The 19,558-nt window shown below is 59.4% G+C and carries 23 protein-coding genes; 22 read left to right on the forward strand and 1 reads right to left on the reverse strand.

What is annotated here, in order from left to right; translation table 11 throughout:
• Positions 1–151: 151 nt before the first annotated feature.
• Positions 152–1,495 (reverse strand): IS1380 family transposase, encoded by a 1,344-nt coding sequence (locus tag N687_RS0119935; RefSeq protein WP_029419949.1) that lies wholly within the window; start codon positions 1,493–1,495, stop codon positions 152–154.
• Positions 1,496–1,767: 272 nt separating this feature from the next.
• Between N687_RS0119935 and N687_RS0119940 the strand changes: the two genes are divergently transcribed.
• From N687_RS0119940 to N687_RS0120050, 22 genes are all read left to right on the forward strand, one after another.
• On the forward strand, positions 1,768–2,385 hold the full coding sequence (locus N687_RS0119940; protein WP_029423514.1) for a metal-dependent hydrolase: 618 nt from the start codon (positions 1,768–1,770) through the stop codon (positions 2,383–2,385).
• Positions 2,386–2,415: 30 nt separating this feature from the next.
• Positions 2,416–2,664 (forward strand): hypothetical protein, encoded by a 249-nt coding sequence (locus N687_RS0119945; RefSeq protein ID WP_029423515.1) that lies wholly within the window; start codon positions 2,416–2,418, stop codon positions 2,662–2,664.
• Positions 2,665–2,716: 52 nt separating this feature from the next.
• A complete protein-coding gene (locus tag N687_RS0119950) occupies positions 2,717–3,316 on the forward strand; it encodes a conjugal transfer protein (RefSeq protein ID WP_029423517.1) in 600 nt (199 codons plus the stop codon).
• Between the two features lie 73 nt (positions 3,317–3,389).
• The gene (locus tag N687_RS0119955) at positions 3,390–3,923 is read left to right on the forward strand and encodes a hypothetical protein (protein ID WP_029423518.1); all 534 of its coding nucleotides are present in this window, start codon (positions 3,390–3,392) and stop codon (positions 3,921–3,923) included.
• Positions 3,924–3,936: 13 nt separating this feature from the next.
• Positions 3,937–4,533 carry a TlpA family protein disulfide reductase gene (locus N687_RS0119960; RefSeq protein WP_029423519.1) on the forward strand — a complete coding sequence of 199 codons (597 nt, stop codon included), beginning with the start codon at positions 3,937–3,939 and terminating at the stop codon, positions 4,531–4,533.
• Positions 4,534–4,591: 58 nt separating this feature from the next.
• Entirely contained in the window at positions 4,592–5,779 is a 1,188-nt protein-coding gene (locus tag N687_RS0119965; RefSeq protein WP_029423520.1) for a transglycosylase SLT domain-containing protein, read from the forward strand.
• Positions 5,776–6,609 (forward strand): GGDEF domain-containing protein, encoded by an 834-nt coding sequence (locus N687_RS22640; protein WP_051663495.1) that lies wholly within the window; start codon positions 5,776–5,778, stop codon positions 6,607–6,609. The genes N687_RS0119965 and N687_RS22640 overlap by 4 nt, the downstream gene beginning before the upstream one ends.
• Positions 6,590–7,519: an HD-GYP domain-containing protein gene (locus tag N687_RS0119975; RefSeq protein WP_029423522.1), complete on the forward strand. Its 930-nt coding sequence runs from the start codon at positions 6,590–6,592 to the stop codon at positions 7,517–7,519. The genes N687_RS22640 and N687_RS0119975 overlap by 20 nt, the downstream gene beginning before the upstream one ends.
• Positions 7,507–8,379, forward strand: a complete 873-nt coding sequence (locus N687_RS0119980) for a hypothetical protein (RefSeq protein WP_029423523.1) — start codon at positions 7,507–7,509, stop codon at positions 8,377–8,379. The genes N687_RS0119975 and N687_RS0119980 overlap by 13 nt, the downstream gene beginning before the upstream one ends.
• A 46-nt stretch (positions 8,380–8,425) precedes the next feature.
• Positions 8,426–8,665 carry a hypothetical protein gene (locus tag N687_RS0119985; protein WP_029423524.1) on the forward strand — a complete coding sequence of 80 codons (240 nt, stop codon included), beginning with the start codon at positions 8,426–8,428 and terminating at the stop codon, positions 8,663–8,665.
• Between the two features lie 78 nt (positions 8,666–8,743).
• Positions 8,744–9,058, forward strand: a complete 315-nt coding sequence (locus N687_RS0119990; protein WP_029423525.1) for a hypothetical protein — start codon at positions 8,744–8,746, stop codon at positions 9,056–9,058.
• A 70-nt stretch (positions 9,059–9,128) separates the two neighbouring features.
• Positions 9,129–9,593, forward strand: a complete 465-nt coding sequence (locus N687_RS0119995; RefSeq protein WP_035462556.1) for a hypothetical protein — start codon at positions 9,129–9,131, stop codon at positions 9,591–9,593.
• 12 nt (positions 9,594–9,605) lie between these two features.
• A complete protein-coding gene (locus N687_RS0120000; RefSeq protein WP_029423527.1) occupies positions 9,606–10,058 on the forward strand; it encodes a hypothetical protein in 453 nt (150 codons plus the stop codon).
• Between the two features lie 17 nt (positions 10,059–10,075).
• Positions 10,076–12,535, forward strand: a complete 2,460-nt coding sequence (locus tag N687_RS0120005) for an ATP-binding protein (protein ID WP_029423528.1) — start codon at positions 10,076–10,078, stop codon at positions 12,533–12,535.
• Positions 12,536–12,612: 77 nt separating this feature from the next.
• Positions 12,613–12,873 carry a hypothetical protein gene (locus N687_RS0120010; RefSeq protein WP_029423529.1) on the forward strand — a complete coding sequence of 87 codons (261 nt, stop codon included), beginning with the start codon at positions 12,613–12,615 and terminating at the stop codon, positions 12,871–12,873.
• A 206-nt stretch (positions 12,874–13,079) separates the two neighbouring features.
• A complete protein-coding gene (locus N687_RS24985; RefSeq protein WP_231493547.1) occupies positions 13,080–13,271 on the forward strand; it encodes a hypothetical protein in 192 nt (63 codons plus the stop codon).
• Complete coding sequence (locus tag N687_RS0120020; protein ID WP_051663497.1) at positions 13,268–13,999, forward strand: replication-relaxation family protein; 732 nt, start codon at positions 13,268–13,270, stop codon at positions 13,997–13,999. Before N687_RS24985 ends, N687_RS0120020 begins: the two co-directional genes overlap by 4 nt.
• A gap of 693 nt (positions 14,000–14,692) precedes the next feature.
• Positions 14,693–16,273, forward strand: coding sequence for an Ig-like domain-containing protein (locus tag N687_RS0120030; protein ID WP_029423533.1), 1,581 nt, complete (start codon positions 14,693–14,695; stop codon positions 16,271–16,273).
• Positions 16,274–16,353: 80 nt separating this feature from the next.
• Complete coding sequence (locus tag N687_RS21670; protein WP_035462560.1) at positions 16,354–16,998, forward strand: hypothetical protein; 645 nt, start codon at positions 16,354–16,356, stop codon at positions 16,996–16,998.
• 107 nt (positions 16,999–17,105) lie between these two features.
• Positions 17,106–17,378, forward strand: a complete 273-nt coding sequence (locus tag N687_RS0120040) for an HU family DNA-binding protein (protein ID WP_029423535.1) — start codon at positions 17,106–17,108, stop codon at positions 17,376–17,378.
• A 1-nt stretch (position 17,379) separates the two neighbouring features.
• Positions 17,380–18,372, forward strand: a complete 993-nt coding sequence (locus N687_RS0120045) for a hypothetical protein (protein ID WP_029423536.1) — start codon at positions 17,380–17,382, stop codon at positions 18,370–18,372.
• Between the two features lie 22 nt (positions 18,373–18,394).
• Entirely contained in the window at positions 18,395–19,534 is a 1,140-nt protein-coding gene (locus N687_RS0120050; protein WP_029423537.1) for an AAA family ATPase, read from the forward strand.
• The last annotated feature ends 24 nt before the right edge of the window (positions 19,535–19,558 follow it).

The following is a 19,558-nucleotide window of genomic DNA, read 5'->3' on the forward strand; positions in this document are numbered from 1 at the left end:
TATCTTGCATCGAACGGGCTGCGACTGCATTGGTGCGTGGAGCGATTCCATCGAATTCAACCGTAAGGGAACGCCAGTTCCCGCAGAAGCGAATAACTTCCCCGGCCTGTTCATCGTCAGGCTTTGTTCCCAGGCCACAAGACGGCACATGTTATACGAAGGTCAAATACAAACGGCGAAACACAGGGAACCATCGGTTCCCATGCCCCAACTTCAGTTTGCTCTGCCTGGCATGTCGGACTAGTTTCGCAGCCAAGGTCATCAAGTTCTGAATCACCGTCCGGATACGACGACGTTCTGCCTTCTTACGCAGAGGTGCATCGTTGCGTTTTAGGCTTTCCTGGCCAATCACCCTCAGCAAGTTGTAAGCCATGCATACAAAATGCAGTACCAGGTTGTTGGTTGCGAACTTGCCTGACGGTAACCGTTCAGCGTCCAGATCCGTCTTGATTTCGCTGTGGAACTGTTCCATCACGGCGTGGTCATGGTACAGACGAATGATCACATCTGGGTCGTCGGGCAGTGAGGTCCAGTAGGCGTCGACCTCGATGTCTGGGACCAACAGGGTTTGCCCGTCGGCCATGGTGGTCCGTTCGATGACTTCGAATACCATCCGAACTGGTTCCGACAGGCCCTTGACCGGGCACATCAGCGAACCGTGATACACTTTCTTGCCTGGCCGAGGTTCGTGGCATACACCGTGCTGCTGGGCGGTCACGAGCCAGGCCTGGGGGCTTTCCTTTCGCAGATTCCGTTTGATAATGAACTCGGCCCTGCTGTCCTGAGAACGACACACGGCAAGGTTTTCTGCACTGTCATTTCCGGCATCCATGCGAACGAGCAGCGGAAGGGCTGAAATCTGCTTTGCGTACTGAATACTCTTGCGCAAGAAGGCCGCTGTATCCTTTTGAACATGGGTACTGCCTTCACGCAGCTGAACATTGACCACATAGCCCTCTTGGCCGAGGTAAGCAAAGATTGGGGCGTATCCATCGTGGCCTTTGTACGTGCGGGAGACGCCTTCTTTTTTCGTTCCCGAGTTATCAAATGGGCTCACGTCAAGGTCCAGGGGAATGTAAGCCCGGCGTTTCGATGACTCACCCAGCACAATCGGATGCAGTGTAACATTCAGGGTTCTCAAGAGGTTTGCGGACTCTTCGAGTAAAATACTCTCCCAGCCGGCCTTTCCGGCGGCCATATCCAAACGCTGGCGCAGCGTTGGGCTCGAAGGCACGCTGTCCATCTGTAGTGCGATCGTGAAAAACTCGTCATCACGAAAGGCTTCGATGTGGTCAAAGTCCGTCTTGCCTTGACAAAGCAGGCCGATGTATGAGTACGCCACATCTCGGTTTGAAATGTCTGGTTTTCCCATGCCTGACAGGCGAGTCCGATTCAGGCGTTCACCGAGAGTGGTTTTGTCCAGCAATAAACCGACAAGGGTCATTCCAGAATGTGTGACAATGACTTCGTCGGATTCTTCGATGATAAAGCGCAAGGGGGTTCACCTCTGAGGTGAAGGGGGATTGAAGGGAACGGACATCCCAACGATCCCGATTCTACACGACAAATCACAAGTGCTTCAGTAGTTTTTACACCTGCTTGTCACGGATTCAGGAAACCTACTCCGCATACAGATGTTTCTAATTCCAGAAGATCCATATCAGTCACCCTGAATTGTTGAATAGTGGTCTTCTTGAAACTTTCGGCCTCGTAAATATAAATTCCTGCCCTGCGCCCCTCTTGTGTGTGAAAGGGGGCGTTTCATTTGTGATCCACACCACGCACGCGGCCTTCGGCGCTGCCCTCATGGAAACCATCCTCGTCTCCGAGCATGCACCGGTCACGTGGCAGGCCGCGGCCGCCATCGCTACGGCTTTCACTGTGGCGCCGTTTCCCGACATCGACCATCCCGAGTCCTGGGTTTCACGACACATTCCGTTCGGATCGGTCGTGTCCATGTTCATCCGCCACCGAACGTTGACCCACTCATTGGCGGTCACGGTGGCCTTGTACTTGGTGTTGTTCGATATGGGCTTTCACGTGCCGACATGGCTGGCGACGGGCATTGTGGTCGGGTGGACGAGTCACTGGCTCATCGACCTGCTCAACCCCATGGGGGTGCAGCTTTTTTACCCGCTTCCCATATGGGTCAAGCCTCCCATACCGTGGCTGGCCATTGGGGTGGAGAGCACCGGAGAGGCGATTATTCGGCTGATGATTCAGGTGTACGCCGTTGCGTTAGGGGCGAGCTACGGCTATTTGCATCTGCCGGGGGCGGTTAGGGAAACGGGGAGGTTTGTGTTGCCATACGCGTCGCGATTGGTTGAGGCGGTCTCATTGCCCTGGTTGGCGGACGCCTGCCGGTGGCTGCACTTGACCGCCTGAATTTGAGCCTCGGAAAGGGGAGAGCGGGATTTGGGAGCCAACGCGAATGACATCACGAGCAATCCCGCGTGGCACCTGGTTCAACCAATCTTTGATCTGCTCGCCGTGGGAATTCTGGTCTGGATGACGGTTTTGATCGTCAGGAAGTATTTCAAAGGCGAGCACCACAACATCATTGTCCAGGTGCTGTTCGGGATGATCGCCCTCGTTTTCCTCATTGACCCCACGGTGTTCTTCGGGGTGTTGAACTGGCTGATTGGAAAACTGCCGCACGCGTGAGGACGGGCCGCTCTGTACGGGCGGCCTTTTTGTGGAGAGGGGGAGGGTTGCGGTGCCGCGCAGCTATCAGAAGCTGTTCAAACAGAAGACGGTGATCACCAATCTCAATCGTCACAGCCTGGGTTTCAGGCTGTTTGCAGACGACCTGGTCACGTTCCTTCTGGCGGCGTTCATTCTCATGCTCCTTGATTCGTACACACCGCTGATTCTCGTCAACTTCGTCATGAACCGCTGGTTGTTCATCGCCGGAGGCGCTTTCTTGTTCACGTGGGCCGCACGAAAGCTCGACCCGGACGGCAAGCCGTTGGTGCGGTATCTGTTTGGGGCGGTGGCGTATCCGTTTCGGAGTCATGTCAGCGACGGGTGGACGAAAAAGGCACGGCAGTTGGTGTGGCGCCGAGGCAAGGTAACACGACGGAAAGAGGCGGCGAAGGTTGTGTGGACGCGCGGGGACTTGCCGCTGCCGTTGAAAGTGTACGGGGAGAACTGGAGTTTTGAGAGTGGCATACACCTGGATGTCCGCCTACGGCGAGGTAGGGCAGTGCTGACGAAGGCTGGCCGGTTCCGGAGGCCGGGACGGTACCGGGTGTCAGGATTGAGGCCGGGGCGGTACACAGTGCAAGAGAGACGGCTATTGCGTCGGGATGACTGAGTCCTGGCGCTCTTATTTTGCCCTGCAAGTCCCGTTGGAGTGGAAACCAGTGCACAGGAGGTGCGCGTGAAAGATGCGCAGGGTTGTCCGAACAGGAGCGGTCTTGGCTGTGGCTGGAGGGTTGCTTGCGGGGTGCGGAGGGGCGCCCACCAATTCAGCGACGCCCGACAACGCAGTGGCAAACAGTGCGGTGGCGGCGCCGATCAAATCCCTGCCATCCGGCGTTGAATCGCATTTGTCTTCGTATTCCAGCCGGATCCAAAAGGTGGACAAGCTCCCGGTACAAGTCCCGTCGAATGTGGATCGGGTGCTCGTGATTAGTCCCGCCGTCGGGTACGCCATCTCACAATTCCAATCGGTCTGGCCTAAGTTGGACCCTAAGCCCGCGGTTGTGTGGTCTGGGATGACGGAGGCGCAGACAAAGCAGATGTGGTCGAAGCTGGGTTATCACGGCGATCCACTCCCAAGCCCGGTAACACTGTACGACAAAGCCTCAGTGCCAGTCCCAGCGGCATACCGGAAGGTATCGGGCGGCTGGGAAGAGGTGCCTGGAGTGCTCAAGAGCAGCGAAGTCAACCAATGGGTGAATTTCTTCTCCAAGAACTGAGGAGGTCTTATAAATGCGCAAAGACAAGGTGGTTGGTGCGGCAATTGGGGTGGTCGTGGTGCTGTTGGCCGGGGGTGTCGGCTATGAGATTGGGCACCGTACCGGGGTCTCACGCGCATCAATGAATTCACAGTCAGTGTCAACGTGGAAGGGACTTGCACAGGCCGCTCCGAACTTGGAGTCGGCCATAAAGGACGCCCCATTGCTGGCGGCGAATGGCGCGGTCGTGCCGTTTCCGGCGGACAAGCCCGTATTGGTGTTCGCGCCGTGGTGCGGTCATTGTCACGAAACGATTCGGTTGTTGCAGCAAGAAGGGCTGTTGGACAGGGTCAAACTGGTGGCCGCCGGACTCGCTTACGGAAGCAACGGGGCGCCCGGATCGGTAGGAACGATGACGCTTGATGAGGCCAAACAGACGGTGCAGGAGTCTTTTGAGGCCCTGGGCGTACACATGTCAGCCGACAGCGTGTTGTACGCCATGCCTGGGACGGCGGTGGATAGGGTGATCCAGGGGTATCCAGAGATCCTGATACCGCACGGCGGCCACTGGTACGTCCAGCCTGGGTTCGTGGCGGACATGAAGTTCTGGCACAACCTACTCGACGCCTGAGAAACGGTACTCGCCATGCACACCCCCTTTAGATTGAAGGGGGTGTTTCTGTTTGCAGGTGCTGCTGCGTGTGGCATTACGGCGGTCGTTGTTGAGACGTCATGCCGCGTGGATCGTGCTCGGAATCCTGCTTGTGATGTTCGCCCCGGCGACCCTCGGGCTCGTGTTGGTGGTGGCGGTCTTGGGCAGAGGGGCGGCGTACATGGCCGATTTCTGGAATGGCGAGATCCCGAAGGATGTCTCGCCCGCCAACGGCATCCCCTCGATGTTCGTGGCATATGTCCAACAGGCGAGTCTCACGTACCACGTTCCCATGCAACTCATCGCGGGTGAAGTCATGGTGGAGTCTGCCTGGGACCCGACCGCGTACGCGGACTACGGTGGGAGCCACGCGATGGGGCTCATGCAGTTCGAACCAGAGACCTGGAGCGGGTGGAGCAATCCGTACTGCAGGATCGACGAACCGGACACCGACGCGCAGCGCATTCAGCAATACGGAGGGTACGGCGTGGACGCGGATGGGATGTGGGCGCCGATTGGTACGCCGTCGCGCGCGGCCAGTCAGATCGCAACGCTCAACGCCCAGTGCCAGGCCAGGGGGAACACAGGGTGCGCGCCGTATGCGAGCCCATGGGACCCGGCGGACGCGCTGGCCGCCGGGGCGAAGTACCTGTCGGCCCTCTACAACCAGTTCGGCACCTGGGCGTCGGCCAGCGCCCATTACTACGGCGGAGCGGGCCAGGACCAGTATGTGGCGAGCGTTATGCGGTACACCTACGCCTACGTGCTGGACACGCCGCCCCTGCAACTGGACGGCGGCGGGTTCTGGCCGTTTGGCGAGGCGGACTTGGCGATGAGTTCAGCGGGGAACGATTGGTGGTCGGTCAAAGGCGAGAGCCAGAACCCGGTCGTCTCGCAGTTCTTGCCTTCGCTGCCGATTGTGGCCCCGGCGTCCGGGTCGGTGACGTGGAAGACGTCTGGCGGCACGACCATCATCACCCTGCCGCTACCAGATGGAGGGACCTTGACGCTTCGCACGCGGGGCGACGGGGCCATAAAGTGGGCGCTGCCCAAAAGCGCGAGCGTAGGGGCAGCGCAAGCGGGTGACATTGTGGGATTCATCGACGCCAAGGACGGTTTCGAGGTGTCGGGAGATTTAGCTCGGGTGATTCCCGGCGGGAAACTGACCGGCGGCGTATTGCGCCCGCCGGGGCATGCCATCGGCACAGGAGGTGGCAGCGGGTGACGGAGGTGTTCACACGGTTTTTGGAGCGGCTGGCGCAAGGCATGTCTTGGCGGGAAGCGCACATGGCGTTCTGGATGGATTTGCGGGCCTTTGGTGTGGAGGTTCACGAACCGGACGGGACGGTGCATGAGCGTGGAATCCTCGCGGGGCAGCCGGATTGGAAATCGAGATTCGCCGTACTGGACGTCCCCTGTTCGGATGGGGTGTACCGGGTGTATTTCCGGGCGGAACCCGATGCCGAGTATTCAGAGGCGGCGCGGTTCGCGCAGGCAGTGGACGCGCTTTTGCATGACCGCGAACGGCTTATGACGGAGGCGCGTCATGATGCGTTGACCGGGTGTTTGAATCGCAAAGGCTTGCAGGAGTGGTTCGCCGACCGGGTGCGGCGGTACACCGACGACATGGGGTTTGTTTTGGTGCTGCTCGACTTCGACCACTTTAAGCGGCTCAACGACACACAGGGTCATGCAAAAGGAGACGAGGCGCTGCAGGTGATCATGGAGGCACTGCGTGCGGAGCTTCGCACATACGACGTGTTGGCACGTCTGGGCGGAGATGAATTTGTGCTCATCTTCGAGGCATGCGCGTGTCATCCGGGGATTGTGCAGAGGCTTGAGGGCATCAAACAACGCTTGCCCCTCAAGGACTATGGACTTGACCTTACGATGGGCGTGGCCTGTTATCCCCGGCACGGGCGGACGCTCGAACAGCTTCTTGCACAGGCGGATCTGTCTCTGTATCGCGGTAAGCAAGACGGTCGTGGGCGGATTGTGTTTGACATCGGCCACGACACGGGAGAGGAGGGGACGCATGGCGGAGCTTTGGATTGACGCTGAAGGCGTAATCGAGCGTGCGGAAGGCAACACCGAACCGCTGCTGGGGTTTCGGCCCGAGGAGTTGGTGGGGCTGCCCTGTGAGTTGTTGCATCCAGAACTCTCCGAGCCGGGGTTGCACACGCTGTTTGTTCGGCGAAGAGATGGGCAGACAGTGCTCATTCACGCGTTTGTGGACAAAGATCCAGCGTCCGGTGAGTGCAAAGCACACCTGCAAGACGTGTTTGGCGGGGAAACGGAGCGGGCGCGGTTGGCGTTTCAGTACGCTTTGTTCCGGGGGCTGGCATTTGCCGCCGAGTACGGAGACCCGGACTTGCTGGAACACCTGCAGCGCGTGGAGAGGTACACGTCGTGGATTGCCCGTGGGGCGCTCGGGCTTTCGGAGACGGACGTGGCGCGCCTGACGGTCGCTGCTTACGTGCACGATGTGGGTAAGTCCGCGATCCCGCGCGAGATCCTGTACAAACCCGCTCCGCTGACCCCAGAAGAGCGCACGCTTGTGGAGACGCACACGGACAAGGGATGGGCGGTGCTGCAAGAGGTCGAGCGGCACGTCAAGCGCCAGGCGTCTTGGCTTTACGACGAACTGACATGGCGGTTGGCCAAGGACGTGGCGAGATACCATCACGAGAACTGGGACGGCACCGGGTATCCAGAGAAGAAAGCCGGTGAGGACATTCCGCTTGCCGCGAGGGTGGTCAAGGTGGTGGACGTGTTGGACGCGCTGCTTCATGCTCGCCCGTATAAGTCCGCGTGGTCCAATGAACAGGTTCGCCGGGAGATCATCGCCAAGACTAAGACGGAGTTTGACCCGAAACTCGCTGAGTGGCTGCTTGCGCACGAAGAGCAATGGTTGCAGACGGGGAACAGCGCCAATGCAGGGGGGAATGGACCGTGGTGGCATTGATTCTAGGGGTACTCGGATTCCTAGCGGTGTTCGTCGTGGTGTGGGGCTTCGCCCTGGTGCAGGCGCAGGAGGAGGCACTTCGCATCCAGTCCATCCGGGGCACGTACAGGCGAACCGCGCAAAAGGCCGGGTTTCTGGAGACCATGCACCGGGACATGGTGCGGTATGCGCAGGAGATCGGCAAACCGGAATGGGCAGACATCGCCTACCGGGTGTCGTTTGCCATGCCCCTGCTCGTCGCGGCGGTGGCCCTGTTGGTGAAATGGTACTGGGCGCTGCCGTTGGCGCTGCTGGCATTTTTTCTCCCGTACATGTATCTGGAGCGGACGTACAGGCGGGCGCGGCTGAAACTTCGTCGCCAGCTTCGGCAGGCAAGACTTCTAATTGCCCTGCTGGCGGAGGCAGGCGCGCCGGTTGAGCGCGGGATTGTGGCGGCGGAGACGGTCGCGGCGTATCCGCTGAAGCCGTATCTGCGCGACGTGTGTATCGCCATTGGCCAGGTTCCAACAGACACAGACGAGCGGGAGCGGGACACCGGGATGCGGGTGCAGACGGTGGTGGAGGCGTTCATGCAGATGGCTGAGCGGCTGAAACTCGCGGAGGCCACACAGTTCGCCCAGCTTCTCGCCCAGTCCACCCGGTACAATACGCCGCTGACCGACATGATGTTCACGTCGCTGGAGATTGAGGAGCGCATTCGGGACGCCGAGGCGGAGGCGAAGTACAACAACGCGATCTCGAAGATAAGTTATCTGTCCACCCTGGGCCTTGGCATTCCGGTATTCGGATACATGTTCCTGGCGATGTTTTCGTACCTTTTGCAGTTGCTTGGCGGCGCGTTCGGGTTTGGATCTTTGTAAAGGTGTCGCCATGCACGCCTCCCCCGATTGAGGGAGGTGTTTTTTTATGCACAGGTTCATACGACGTGTCGCAGTCCGGGATCCGGTCCGGCGAGGGCGATTGATTCGCCGCTGGCTTCGATTTCGGCGCGCAGGCACCGGGACGGCTGGGATGTTGTCGAACCTCATTTGGACGGTCGCGTCGATCACACTCTCTACGGCCGGCGGGCTGCTACTTGGCGCTACCCTGCTGAATGCTGTGTTTCCGGCGGCGATTCAGGCGTTTACCACGATGTTCGGAGCGTGAATGGGTTTGCCATGCACCGCTCTAACGTGTGAAGGGGTATCCCACAATCCAATTCACAACTTCAAGGAGGAATGTGACGTGATGAACAAGTTGGGCACTCTGGCGGGACGAATGTATCGTTCTAATCGGTGGCTGCGGTGGCGGCGCGCGGACGCGGAATCCAGCAATATCACGAAGCTGGTGTATGTGATGTTTGGCGTGGTGATCGCCGCCTTATTCGTCATTGCGATTGGCGCGCTCATGATCTTTGGCATCAACAAGGCGCAAACCAGCGGTGCGAACGCGATGAACTCTGTCAGTTCCACCAGCGGCACCACGACCGTCGGCGGATACACGGGGTCGTACACGGGCGGCGGCAGCATTTCACTTCCGTCACTCGGTTCGGGCAACTGACTTTGTTGGCACTGGGGGCGGGCGGGCGAGAAGTCTTGCCCGCCCTGTTGTGTCATAGGGGGGATTTTCGGTGCGCAAGTGGATACGCCTGCGGCGTGCCGGAACCGGGACGGGGATGTTATACGCGAGCTTGGTATCTACCGCCGCCGCGCTGGTGGCGTTGGGGCTGATCATCATCTTCTCGTCACTCATCCACGTGCGGCAGGTGCTCGTGACCGCGGCTGAGAACGGGGCTCGGGTTGCGGCGCTGACGGGAGACACTCAGACGGTGCAGAAAGCGGTAGCTGACACCTTGCAAGAAGCGAATCTCCCACAGACGTACCATGACCAGTTGTTGTGGACGGTCTCATCCACGTCAGTGACAAACGGCCCGGCGCAACCTGAGGCGCAAGTCACCGTGCAATACCAGGCCCCCATACTGCTCCCAGATCTGTTTGGCGCGCTTGGTCACCCCAACAGCCTTCCCTTGACGATTCCACTGAGCGTGAGCGCGTCGGCTGCGAACGAGACGTATTTCACGGGGCCGCCAAATTGAGGGGGGAGTGCGATGGCTGCGCTGTACAAGGGACTGGTGTGGGTGACGATAGGGCTGCTGCTGATGGTCATGCTCATGACGTTTGGGTCCGCTCACGCGGGATACCGGCATCTACGCGCCGCGGCGGAGGCGGCGGCATGGTCCGGTCAGACCGTGATCCATCGTGAGGCGATCTCCACCACGGGTAATCAGGGATACTTCCTCGCAGCACCCCAACAAACGAGCGACCCGGTTGCGGCGGCGCAGGCACAGTGGCAGAAGAGCGTGCAGCAGTTGCACCTGTCGTCGATGTTTTCGAACCTGAACGAAACAACGACGGTACAGAACAACCAAGTCACCGTGACAGCCTCCGGGATGTTTCATGTGCCCTGGCTCGACACGGCGTCTCGGGCGCTGTTTGGCGGCCAGTATGCCGTGACGTTTCAAGTCCCGATGCGGGTGTCGGTGACTGGTTCGAGTCAATGAGCGGGAGGTGAACATCCATGGATCCGTTGGTTGAACACATCCTGGCCGGTGCTGGTGTTGTTGGGTTGGCTAGTGCCGTAGGATACGGCACCATGCGAGACAAAGACAGCGTGGCGATGGAGCGAATGCGCTGGAGGGGTGAGCCGCGAGCGCTCATCGCCCGCTCAAACCACGTGTACAACGCACAGGAGACCGCCGCGTGGCTGGCGCGGCTGACGCATTTCCGGCGGCCGAGGGCCGAACGGTACACCAAGGGACGGGTATGGTTCACCTTCCGGGTGGAAAAGGACACGCGCGGTGAGGTGTGGTTCTGGTTTATCGTGCCGGACGACCGGGTGCAAGGGGTTCGAGGGACGCTGCCACCGACGCTGGAATGGCATGTGGTGGCACAGGAGAATCGCCATGAGGCCTCGAGCCCTGAGAACCGCAAGACACGAATGCGGATCACCGCCAAACACCCCATGCTGCCGTTCGCCCGTCCTGGCAAATCCGACCCATTGGTGACGCTGCTGCGGGCGATGGGACCAAAGACCGCCGTGGAGATCGCGTTCAGTCCCATGGACGGGGGCGAAGCGTTTGAACGGGTGCGCAAGGCCCACGCCAAGGTGGACCCGGAGGCGGCCAGAGCCCATTCAGGAGCGGCTGGCACTCGTGAGGCTTTTGCGGAGATTGGGCGGCAAACCATCGCGGAGCTGGGGGCGGCGTTCACGGGAAAACCTGCGCCAAAGCCGAGACAAGGCAGATCGCAACAGTCCAAACCCTCGATGCTCCCGCATCAGAAGGCGCGCGTGCAGGGGATATTGCGGCGGTATGAAGAACTCGACGAGCTATTCGAGGTGACGATTCAGTTTGAGGGTGAGGACACAGGACGCGCTCAGTCATGGTTCCAGGGGATGCTTGGGGCGCTGACGGACGTAGCGGCCGAGAACCAGCTTGTCGTGTCGCGCGTGCTAAAGCCATTTGTGATGTCGGCCGAGGAGTTGGCACAGCTTGTCCACGTTCCGTCGCCGGACGAATGGGCAAAGATGCCGGTGATTCGGCAGCACGCCCGCACCCTGGGCGATGAGGAGTTCAACACGGGGGTCGCGATTGGATACCTGCGACATCCGACGCAGGCCACGCGGTTGGTGAGAATTCCGTATGACCAGTTCACCCGGCATTTCCTCATGACCGGCATGACGGGCGCCGGCAAGTCCTCGACGCTGGTGTTCATGATCCAGTCCATCATCGACGAGTGGGCGACGCAAAAGCCGGGCGCGCCAAAGCCCGGTTTTACGTTGGTGGACCCGGCGTCGGAGACGGCGCTCATCGTCCTGTCGCGCCTGCAAGCGACGCTGCCCAAAGACAGCCCGTTGTGGAAAAAGGTGCACTTTGTCTCTTTCTCGAACCGCGATTATCCGGTGGCGATGAACCTGCTGCGGGTGCTGTCGGCAGACGCGCTGGTGGCGACGATAAGCCGTGCGTATGGCGGCGGGGCGAGGATTGACGAGATCGTGGACAAGTGCGTGGCGGCGTTCCAGGAGGACAACGAAGTGGTGCATGTCCTGGCCGGGATGATCCCGATGCTGAAGGACGAGAACTGGCGCCTGCCGGTGGTGCGCCGACTCAAGACGCCGCTCTTGCGGTCCTACTGGGAACAAACCTATCCAGCACAGGCCAAGAACCCGGACTACTACGCCCCGGTGGAGCGGCGTTTGCGCCCGTTTGTCTCAAGCTCCACGGCACTGTATTTCGGCCAGCCGGAGTACGCCCTGCCGATCCGGGAGTGGATGGACGAGGGTCATATATTGATTCTCGACGTGAAGGCCCTGGGCGGGGAGTTGATGGGGCTGCTGATGGGCGGGCTCATCGAGCGGTACTACCAGGTGGCGCTCACGAGGCTGGAGAGCACAGCGCTGACGCATTTTCTGCTGGTTGACGAGTGCCACCGGGTGCAGACCGGCGTGATGGCGAAAATCATCGCGGAGACACGGAAGTTTGGGTTGAGCCTGGGGATGATCACCCAGTCCGTCGAACAGTTCGACGGGGAACTGAAGAAAGCGATCAAGGATGTGCTGGGCAACTTCATCTCCCTTCGCGTTGGCGCGGACAGCGCAAGGGTGCTGGCGGAACTCACGCAGGGGCACTTTTCACCGGACTACCTACGGGCGCTGGATGACAACGTGGCAGCGGTGTTCACGACGGTGGGCGGGAAGTCTTCGTCGTGCGAGACGAAGACACCGCCGCCCGACGTGTACGAGGGCTGGCACCCGAACGGCAAGCCCGTGAACTTCTTCGACAAGCCAGCGCTTCGCAGGCGGTATGACGAGTTGCGCACGTTCGGATACGAGTTGCAAAAGGAGTTGGGCCGCCCGGCGGCGGAGGCGGAAGCACGGCTCAACTTTTATCTGGAGCATGGGTACTGGCCTGACGAAGAGAAAGCGAAGACTGGTAGCCTTCGTCGTCGGCGGGAGTTGTCGGCGGATGATTTGTACTGACGGCACAGGCCGCGCCGCTCTCGTTTGAGGGCGGCGTTTTTGCCATGCAGGAAACGTGGGTACAAGGGGGGATCGAAATGCCAACAACGATGTGGCGGGTGGGAGATTGGGTTCGTGTGCAGACGGCGAAGAAAAAGCGCTCGTCAGAGGATGAGCTGGAACGGTCTGTGCAAGAAGGCGAGATCATCTTTGTGGGCCGCCGGTTCGCTGTCGTTCAACTTTCCCGCTACCGGGAGACGTTTTGGCTGGACGATCTGATGCCTGTCACGACGATGGAGGATGAGGAAGCGGTGGAGCGCGAACAGCAACGTCGCGTGCTGGAGTGGCTGGGCGCTTAAAGCGCTGTGGGACGAAAACGCCCACAACTCCGTCCAGGTCACACCAGTCGGTTACGGAATGTGGGCGCTTACGTCCCACAAAGGGACGGTGAGGCAAAGTGCTGCGAATGCACGTGTATTTTCGTGACCCCAGAGTGATTGATTTCGTTCGGCGATTGCCTGCTCGACAACGGTCGAGGACCCTGGAGGAGATGTTGCTCCGGGCGATGGACGAGAACTGGGCGGACGGAATTCACGGCGATTTACCACGCCGAGTGGCGGAGGAAGTTGGCAAGTGGTTGTTGGAACAGGGGCTGGTCGTTTCCGGAAACACCAAGAAATCGGGTCAAGAGAATGTGGGACAGGATGTCCCACAGAACCCTGTCATATCGTTTCTGCAAAGGTGGGGCGACGAGTGATTCTGCAGTGGCGAGACAGTGATTTTGTTCCGGAGCAGCAATTGCTTGGAGTGGTGTTCGACGCGGGAGTCATCTTGCGGCAGGACGCACTGTTTGTGCTGGGGTGGAGTGAAGCGAAACTGGAACGATACGTTACTCGCCTTAAAAACATGTGGCCAGAACCGTTACTTCGAGGATTTTGGGTGCGACGTAACACCTATGCCTACCTGCTAACTGAAGTCGGAGTCCGTTTCGTGCACCAGATGATCGGCCTTGACACTAAGCCAGTAACCATAGAGGCTCAGACGAACCATACCTTGGGACTGAATGCGATTCTCATGCGCTATCTTCGGATGCATGGTTTTGAAGGTGTACGATGGTTCAGCACTCGTGAAGCGGCAGACGAACTGTGGTTTTTGCGAAAGATGACCAGTGGAGAGCTGGATACGGATCTTCGCAGTACTGCTATTCGTCCTGACGCAGCCCTTCGTACACCGGACGGATTCTGGTGGATCGAGTACGACAACGCGACGGAGAACTCACGCCAGATTTGGCGGAAGTACCACATGTACGCAGTGAATCTCGAACCCTTGGATGCTTCATTCCAACGAGTGGTTTGGGTAACCAAGAATGAAGCCAGACGTCGGTTTTTGGAAACAATTTGGAAGCGTACGGAAACTTCAAGCGTTCAAATGGAATTTTATGTAGAGAACGACGAGGGATTATTCTGCAGGAAAACCGTAGGGTAGCAAGGAGCATTATCAACTGGAACGTGGGTGGAAGCGTATCGGGTAGGCTGCTGGCAGCCTGCGGGTGAAGACCCTGAAAATCCTTGTATTCACGCTGATTTTAGAGGTGAATTACTTCCTCTGCGGAGGAAGTCCATTTTTTCACTGCCTCCTCACTTGCTTCTTACCTTGCCATACACCCCTCCCCTTACTGAAGGGAGGGGATTTTTGTTTGCTGCACCTTTGGTCATCCTCTGCCGCTTGGTTGACCGTTGCTTTCCTTGTCCTCTGTGCGATCACCGATGTGCTCTACCGACGTGTAAGTGAGACTGCGATCTTCTGTTTCGCTCTCGCGGTATTAGCTGTCCACTTTTCCTTGGTATCCGTCGCGTGTGGTCTGTTGTGCGCAGCCCTGTGGTGGGTGTCAGACCGCCGCAATGCCGCCTTGGGTGACATTGAGATGGCCGCGCTCACCGGGCTTGGGCTTGGACCGTTCAGCATCATTGCGATTGCGACGTCATGTGCGTTGGCTCTGCTGACCAAACCCTGGTGGCCACGGCTGTCGAGCCGTCATACGCCGCCGGGTGAACGTCACTTGGCACCCATGGGACTCTACTTGGCGGTTGGGGCTTTGGTGACAGTCCTCATGGTGCCGTGGCTTATACGGGGTGAGTGGCTGCGGGCATAACGCAATGATTCGGGAGGTGAATTCGAATGTTCGAGGGCCTGAAGAGGCCTCTACGCTGGCGGCCCGCTGGCGGAGAAAATATGGTGCCGCGCATCGTCTTGATCCTGGCGGCCATCGGCATCACTGGCGCTGCAGTGACAGGCATGTGGGTGACTTACGCCCATGGCGGGCACAAACAAGCGGTGGCTGCAGACGATATGGCACAAAGGCTTTGGGGACAACACACGCCTGGCTATACGGTAAGCGTGCACAATGGGGTCGGAAATGCAATTCAAACCGGTATCGTGGGTATGGACGTTACCCTGACAGCAAGCTCGCAGCGGGCGTATGTCGGTCAGAGCGTCACTCTGACAGCGACCGCAAGCGAAGGCGTGAACGGCTATGAATTGACGATTTTCGATCAAACCACCGGCGAATGGATCGGGCAGCCTATAACGAGCGGAACAGGAGCCACGGCTACAGTCTCCCAATCCCAACCGGGTTCGCATACGTATATCGCCTATGTAGGGCGTCCTGGTAGCTCGGCCGACGCAGCGGTGTTCTCGCAACCTGTGACGGTTACATGGGCTACGCTGAGCCTCAGTGTCCAGGCAACCCCGAACACGAATGTTTTGCCCGGTCAACATGTCACGATTATCGGACAAGTCACATCCGATGGAAGGGGTGTATCCGGTGAGACAGTGACGCTATCTGCGAACGGCGGAAGCTTGTCTGCATCACAGGTTGCCACAGACCAAAGCGGTAACTTCACAGCGACGTTTACGCCCGCTGCGCAAGGGACGTACACAATCACGGCGTCTTTCCTTGGAAAGACCGCTACCACTTCGGTCCAGGTGCGCCCGGCGTTCACAGTGTCACTTCAGGCCAGTACACAGACGTTGGTGGCGGGTCAAAGCGTCACCCTGAGTACGACAGTGAACCAAAACGTGTCACCGTTCTCGCTCGACATCCTGGACCAGACAACTGGTCAGCGAGTGGCCGGTCCAGTTTCGAGTGGTAATTCTCTCAATACCACCTTGTCGCAAAACGCGGCGGGTACCCACACCTATGTGGCTCGTATTCAGGATGCGGGCGGTGGCACGGTTGCGCAGTCGGAGGCAGTGACGGTGACGTGGCAAGATGTCACTGTGCAACTGGAGGGTCAGGTCGCCAACAGCAGTTCCAACCAGTTCTCGTGGACGGTGAGCACGAACACCGCGGTCGAGCGGCTAGGGTATACCGTGATCCTGATGGATCAGACCACCGGGCAGACCGTGGGAACCATGCGGCAGGGAACATCCCAGACCTTTTACACGACCATCACGGATGGACGTGCCCACACGTACGCGGCAAACCTGTATGACGCGCAGGGGCACCTGTTGCAATCGAGCCACACGCTGACTGCGTATCCGGGCTACAACCAAGCCACGGGCAGCTACTGGGTGCCCGGGTCGTGCACGACAATCCAGCAGTGCACCACGACAGATCAGTTAGTATGTTGGTGGGAACCTGCATTCGGGGGACAGGAGTGTATGCACGTGCCTGTAACCACCTGCACGCCTGTCACCACCTGTACACCAGGACACTGGGAGACGAGCTACACATATGTGCCGCCGCATATCTCTTGATATTAAGCACTAACACGAAGGCCACCCCCATCGGGGTGGCCTTCGTCATTCACTTCTCGTGTAGATGTGGAGGGATGACGATGAAGTTGAAGTCCAGTTGGAAACGGAAATTGCTGGGTCTCAGCGCACTGGTGTTAGCGGCGGGAGCAGGATACGCGGGAGGAACGGTTGCCGGTTGGCGAACAGCAGGGCAGGCGTTGACAAGCGCAACGACTCTGTCTCCCGCTGGCGAGGCGGATCCAGGAACGACGGCTTCATCAGCCTTACCGGGGCTTGTGAGTGCCGACGACAATTGGATGGAGGGGATACTCAAAACTCCTGTGCATGACGCGTCGGGGCATGTCGTTCGGGTGTCTTCGGATCGGCCCGTTCTTGTGGTGGCGTACTGGTGCCCGTACTGCCACAAGGCGTTGCAACTTCTTTCGCAGAACCATCTATTGGACAAGGTGCAAATTCTAGCGGTGTTCTTCAACAGCAGCGAAGGGGACCAAAAACCTGTCCAGGTCACGTCCGTTGAGCAGGCTAAGTCTTTGATGGCTCAATCATTGAAAAGCGCCGGGGTACCCGAATCGAAAGCTAACGATATGCTGTACGCCTTGCCGAGTGACGGGATGGATAGCCAAATCCAGGCCGTTCCCGACTTGCTTGTGCGAAAACAGGGTAAGTGGTATGTACTCAAGGGGTTCGTCCCTGATGTACATACATGGCAGCAAGTGCTTGATTGAGTGCGTTGACGGTTGGCCGCCTTCGGGCGGCTTTTCTTTTTGCCAGATGCCATGCACGTCTCTACAGAGTGAAGGCAATTCCATTTCAGATGAAGGAGTGGTTGGTCGTGACGAAGACGGAATTGATCGAGGAGCTGGCCGTGCGCGCGGAATTGACGAAAGCGAAGGCCGGCCGGGTGATCGAAACGCTGTGCGAAGTCATCGGAGAGCGGCTACAGGCTGGGGAGTCTGTTGCCTTGCCGCCTCTCGGGCGTTTTATTCCAGTCCAGCGTGCGGCGCGCATGGCTCGCAACCCAATAACCGGAGAATTCGTTTCTGTCCCTGAGCGTGCCGCGGTTCGGTTCCGAGCTTCCGAAGGACTGAAACGGAGGTTGAATTGACGTGCGGGTGTACCTGGCACTCGGTGACCCGGCGACGGAGGCGTGGCTAAAAAATACCTTGTCTTCAAGCATTGCTTGGGTCGACTTGATGCACGCCGATATCGCGCTGGTTTCTCGCCTGACCGACGCCAAGGCGGCAGTAGAGTCCAGGGTTCCGGTTCGGTTTGTGGCCGGAACCTTGGATGCGAAAGGTCGGGACATGGTGACGAAGGCAAAGGAACTGGGGATTCGGGACGTGCTGGCGTGGCCGGAAGGCGAAGAGGTTTCGGCTGCCCGTGTGCTCGCGTTTCTCGCAGAGACGTTACCGGAGGTGCCGCGGGTTGAAATCCCGCGCGGCCCGTATCGTGTCAAGGTCGTGTCTACCCGCCAATCCGGCGGGACCTTTTTTGCTTGGAATCTGTGGCACGTGCTGCGGGAGCAGGGGATGGATGCAAAGCTTGTCACTGTATCCAGTGCGAGTCCCTTGGCGTCTTGGCTTGCGCCGCCTTATCGGGACATCGTGTTTGGGGCGGCGCAGGCGGATGGGGGCGATATGTGGGTGCTTGACGCAAGCGACACGACGGCGGACGTGGAGGCGGACGCGGTGATCGCTGTCCAGGACTGCGACCCGGCGAAGGCTTTCTCGGCACCGCCGGGGCCGGATGCGTGGGTGGTGGTCAACCGGGTTCCAGTGAGAGTTTCGTTGCCAGCGGACTCGGTGCACCTCGTAATTGAGGACTTGGGATTGCGGGTATACGAGGCCATGACCACAGGTATACCGCCAGCGGCGCAGTATCCGGCATTTGCGGAGGCGCTGTCAGGGTTGTGGCAGGCCATTTGGAAAGGGGATCGAGGGTTCCAGGCTAAGGTGTTGGCCCCGGACATGGAAACGACGGTCCTAGTGAAGGATGCAATAGCGCACGGCCCTGGCGTCGGCAAGTCTGCGGACGGATTTGTCTTCGACGATGAGGCCCTCGACGACAACGAGGACGGAGGATTCGTGCTCGACGACTGACGCGATGGGGAGGTGATGGGCGGTGTTTGCACTGGTCTGCAAGGACGGGGCGAGCGACGTGCAGGCCCAGTGCGCCGGGGTGTTCGAGGTGCACGTGGTCACGGCGATGAGTGAATTGAAACGGCTTGCGGCGGAGGGCGAATTGGAAGGCGTCTTTGTGGATGCCCGGTTAAACGTCGCAGCGGCGATCCAGGAGCGCTTACCGGAAGTTCCGGTGTACGAGTACATGCCACCGTTTCGGCTCGCGGATGCCATGCGCTGGCATGAACAGATTCGCAAAGCGGTGCCTGAATCTCCGGCGCCGCAGACGTTTACACTGACTTCTTCTCCGTCTCCTCCACCTGAACCGAAGCCGAAATCACCAAATCCAGAAAGACCTCGCTCAGTCGAATTGCCTTTCCGGCACACGGTATCTGCGCCGGTGCGGCGTCGCACGCCAGTCATCATGCTTGACAGCCCAAAAGGCGGAGCCGGGCGTTCGACGCTCGGTGCGCACATGGCGTACTACGGGGCACTGCGGGGCAAGCGGGTCGCGGTGATTGACCTGGATACCAACGGGGACATCGCCCAGAAGTTCGGATTTGCCGACGCTCCAGATGTCAGGGGCTGGCGCGGAAATTCGGTGGAGGAGGCGGTGCGGGACGGGATGTGTCTTGTCCACGAATCCGGCCTGCACCTGTTTCCGTCAGCACAGAGCCCGGAAGTGGTGCTCCAGGACCCGGAGGACGCCCTGCACCTGTTGCAGCTTTGCCTGGAGGAAATGGATGCGGTGCTGCTCGACATGCCGCAGGGATGGACGCCGGTGCACCAGGCTGTGTTGCCGTACACGACGCAGGTGCTGTTTGTCGTCGTGCCAGCGGTGGACCAGCTCGCCCGGATTCAGGAGCACGCAGACAAGTTGGTGTTCGCGGGACTGTCCAAGGCGGATGTGTCGCCGATCCTCAACAAGAGCAAGAAGGCACGGTCAGACGAGCGGGCGATGGCGCAGTACCTGCTGCCGTTCTCCGTACGGGCCGTGGTCCCGTTCGACCCGACCATCGAAAAGCGAGGCGGGATAAACGGCAAGCGGATCGTCCGGGCCATGAAGCCGTTCTGGGACGAAGTGTTTGGATTCGTGGCACCGCGGAAGCGGCGGCGGTGGTTCGGGCTGCTTGGACGGTGAAGTGGTTGCCATGCACGGTGAGAT

Source organism: Alicyclobacillus macrosporangiidus CPP55, from assembly GCF_000702485.1.
Taxonomy (GTDB): Bacteria; Bacillota; Bacilli; order Alicyclobacillales; family Alicyclobacillaceae; genus Alicyclobacillus_H; species Alicyclobacillus_H macrosporangiidus_B.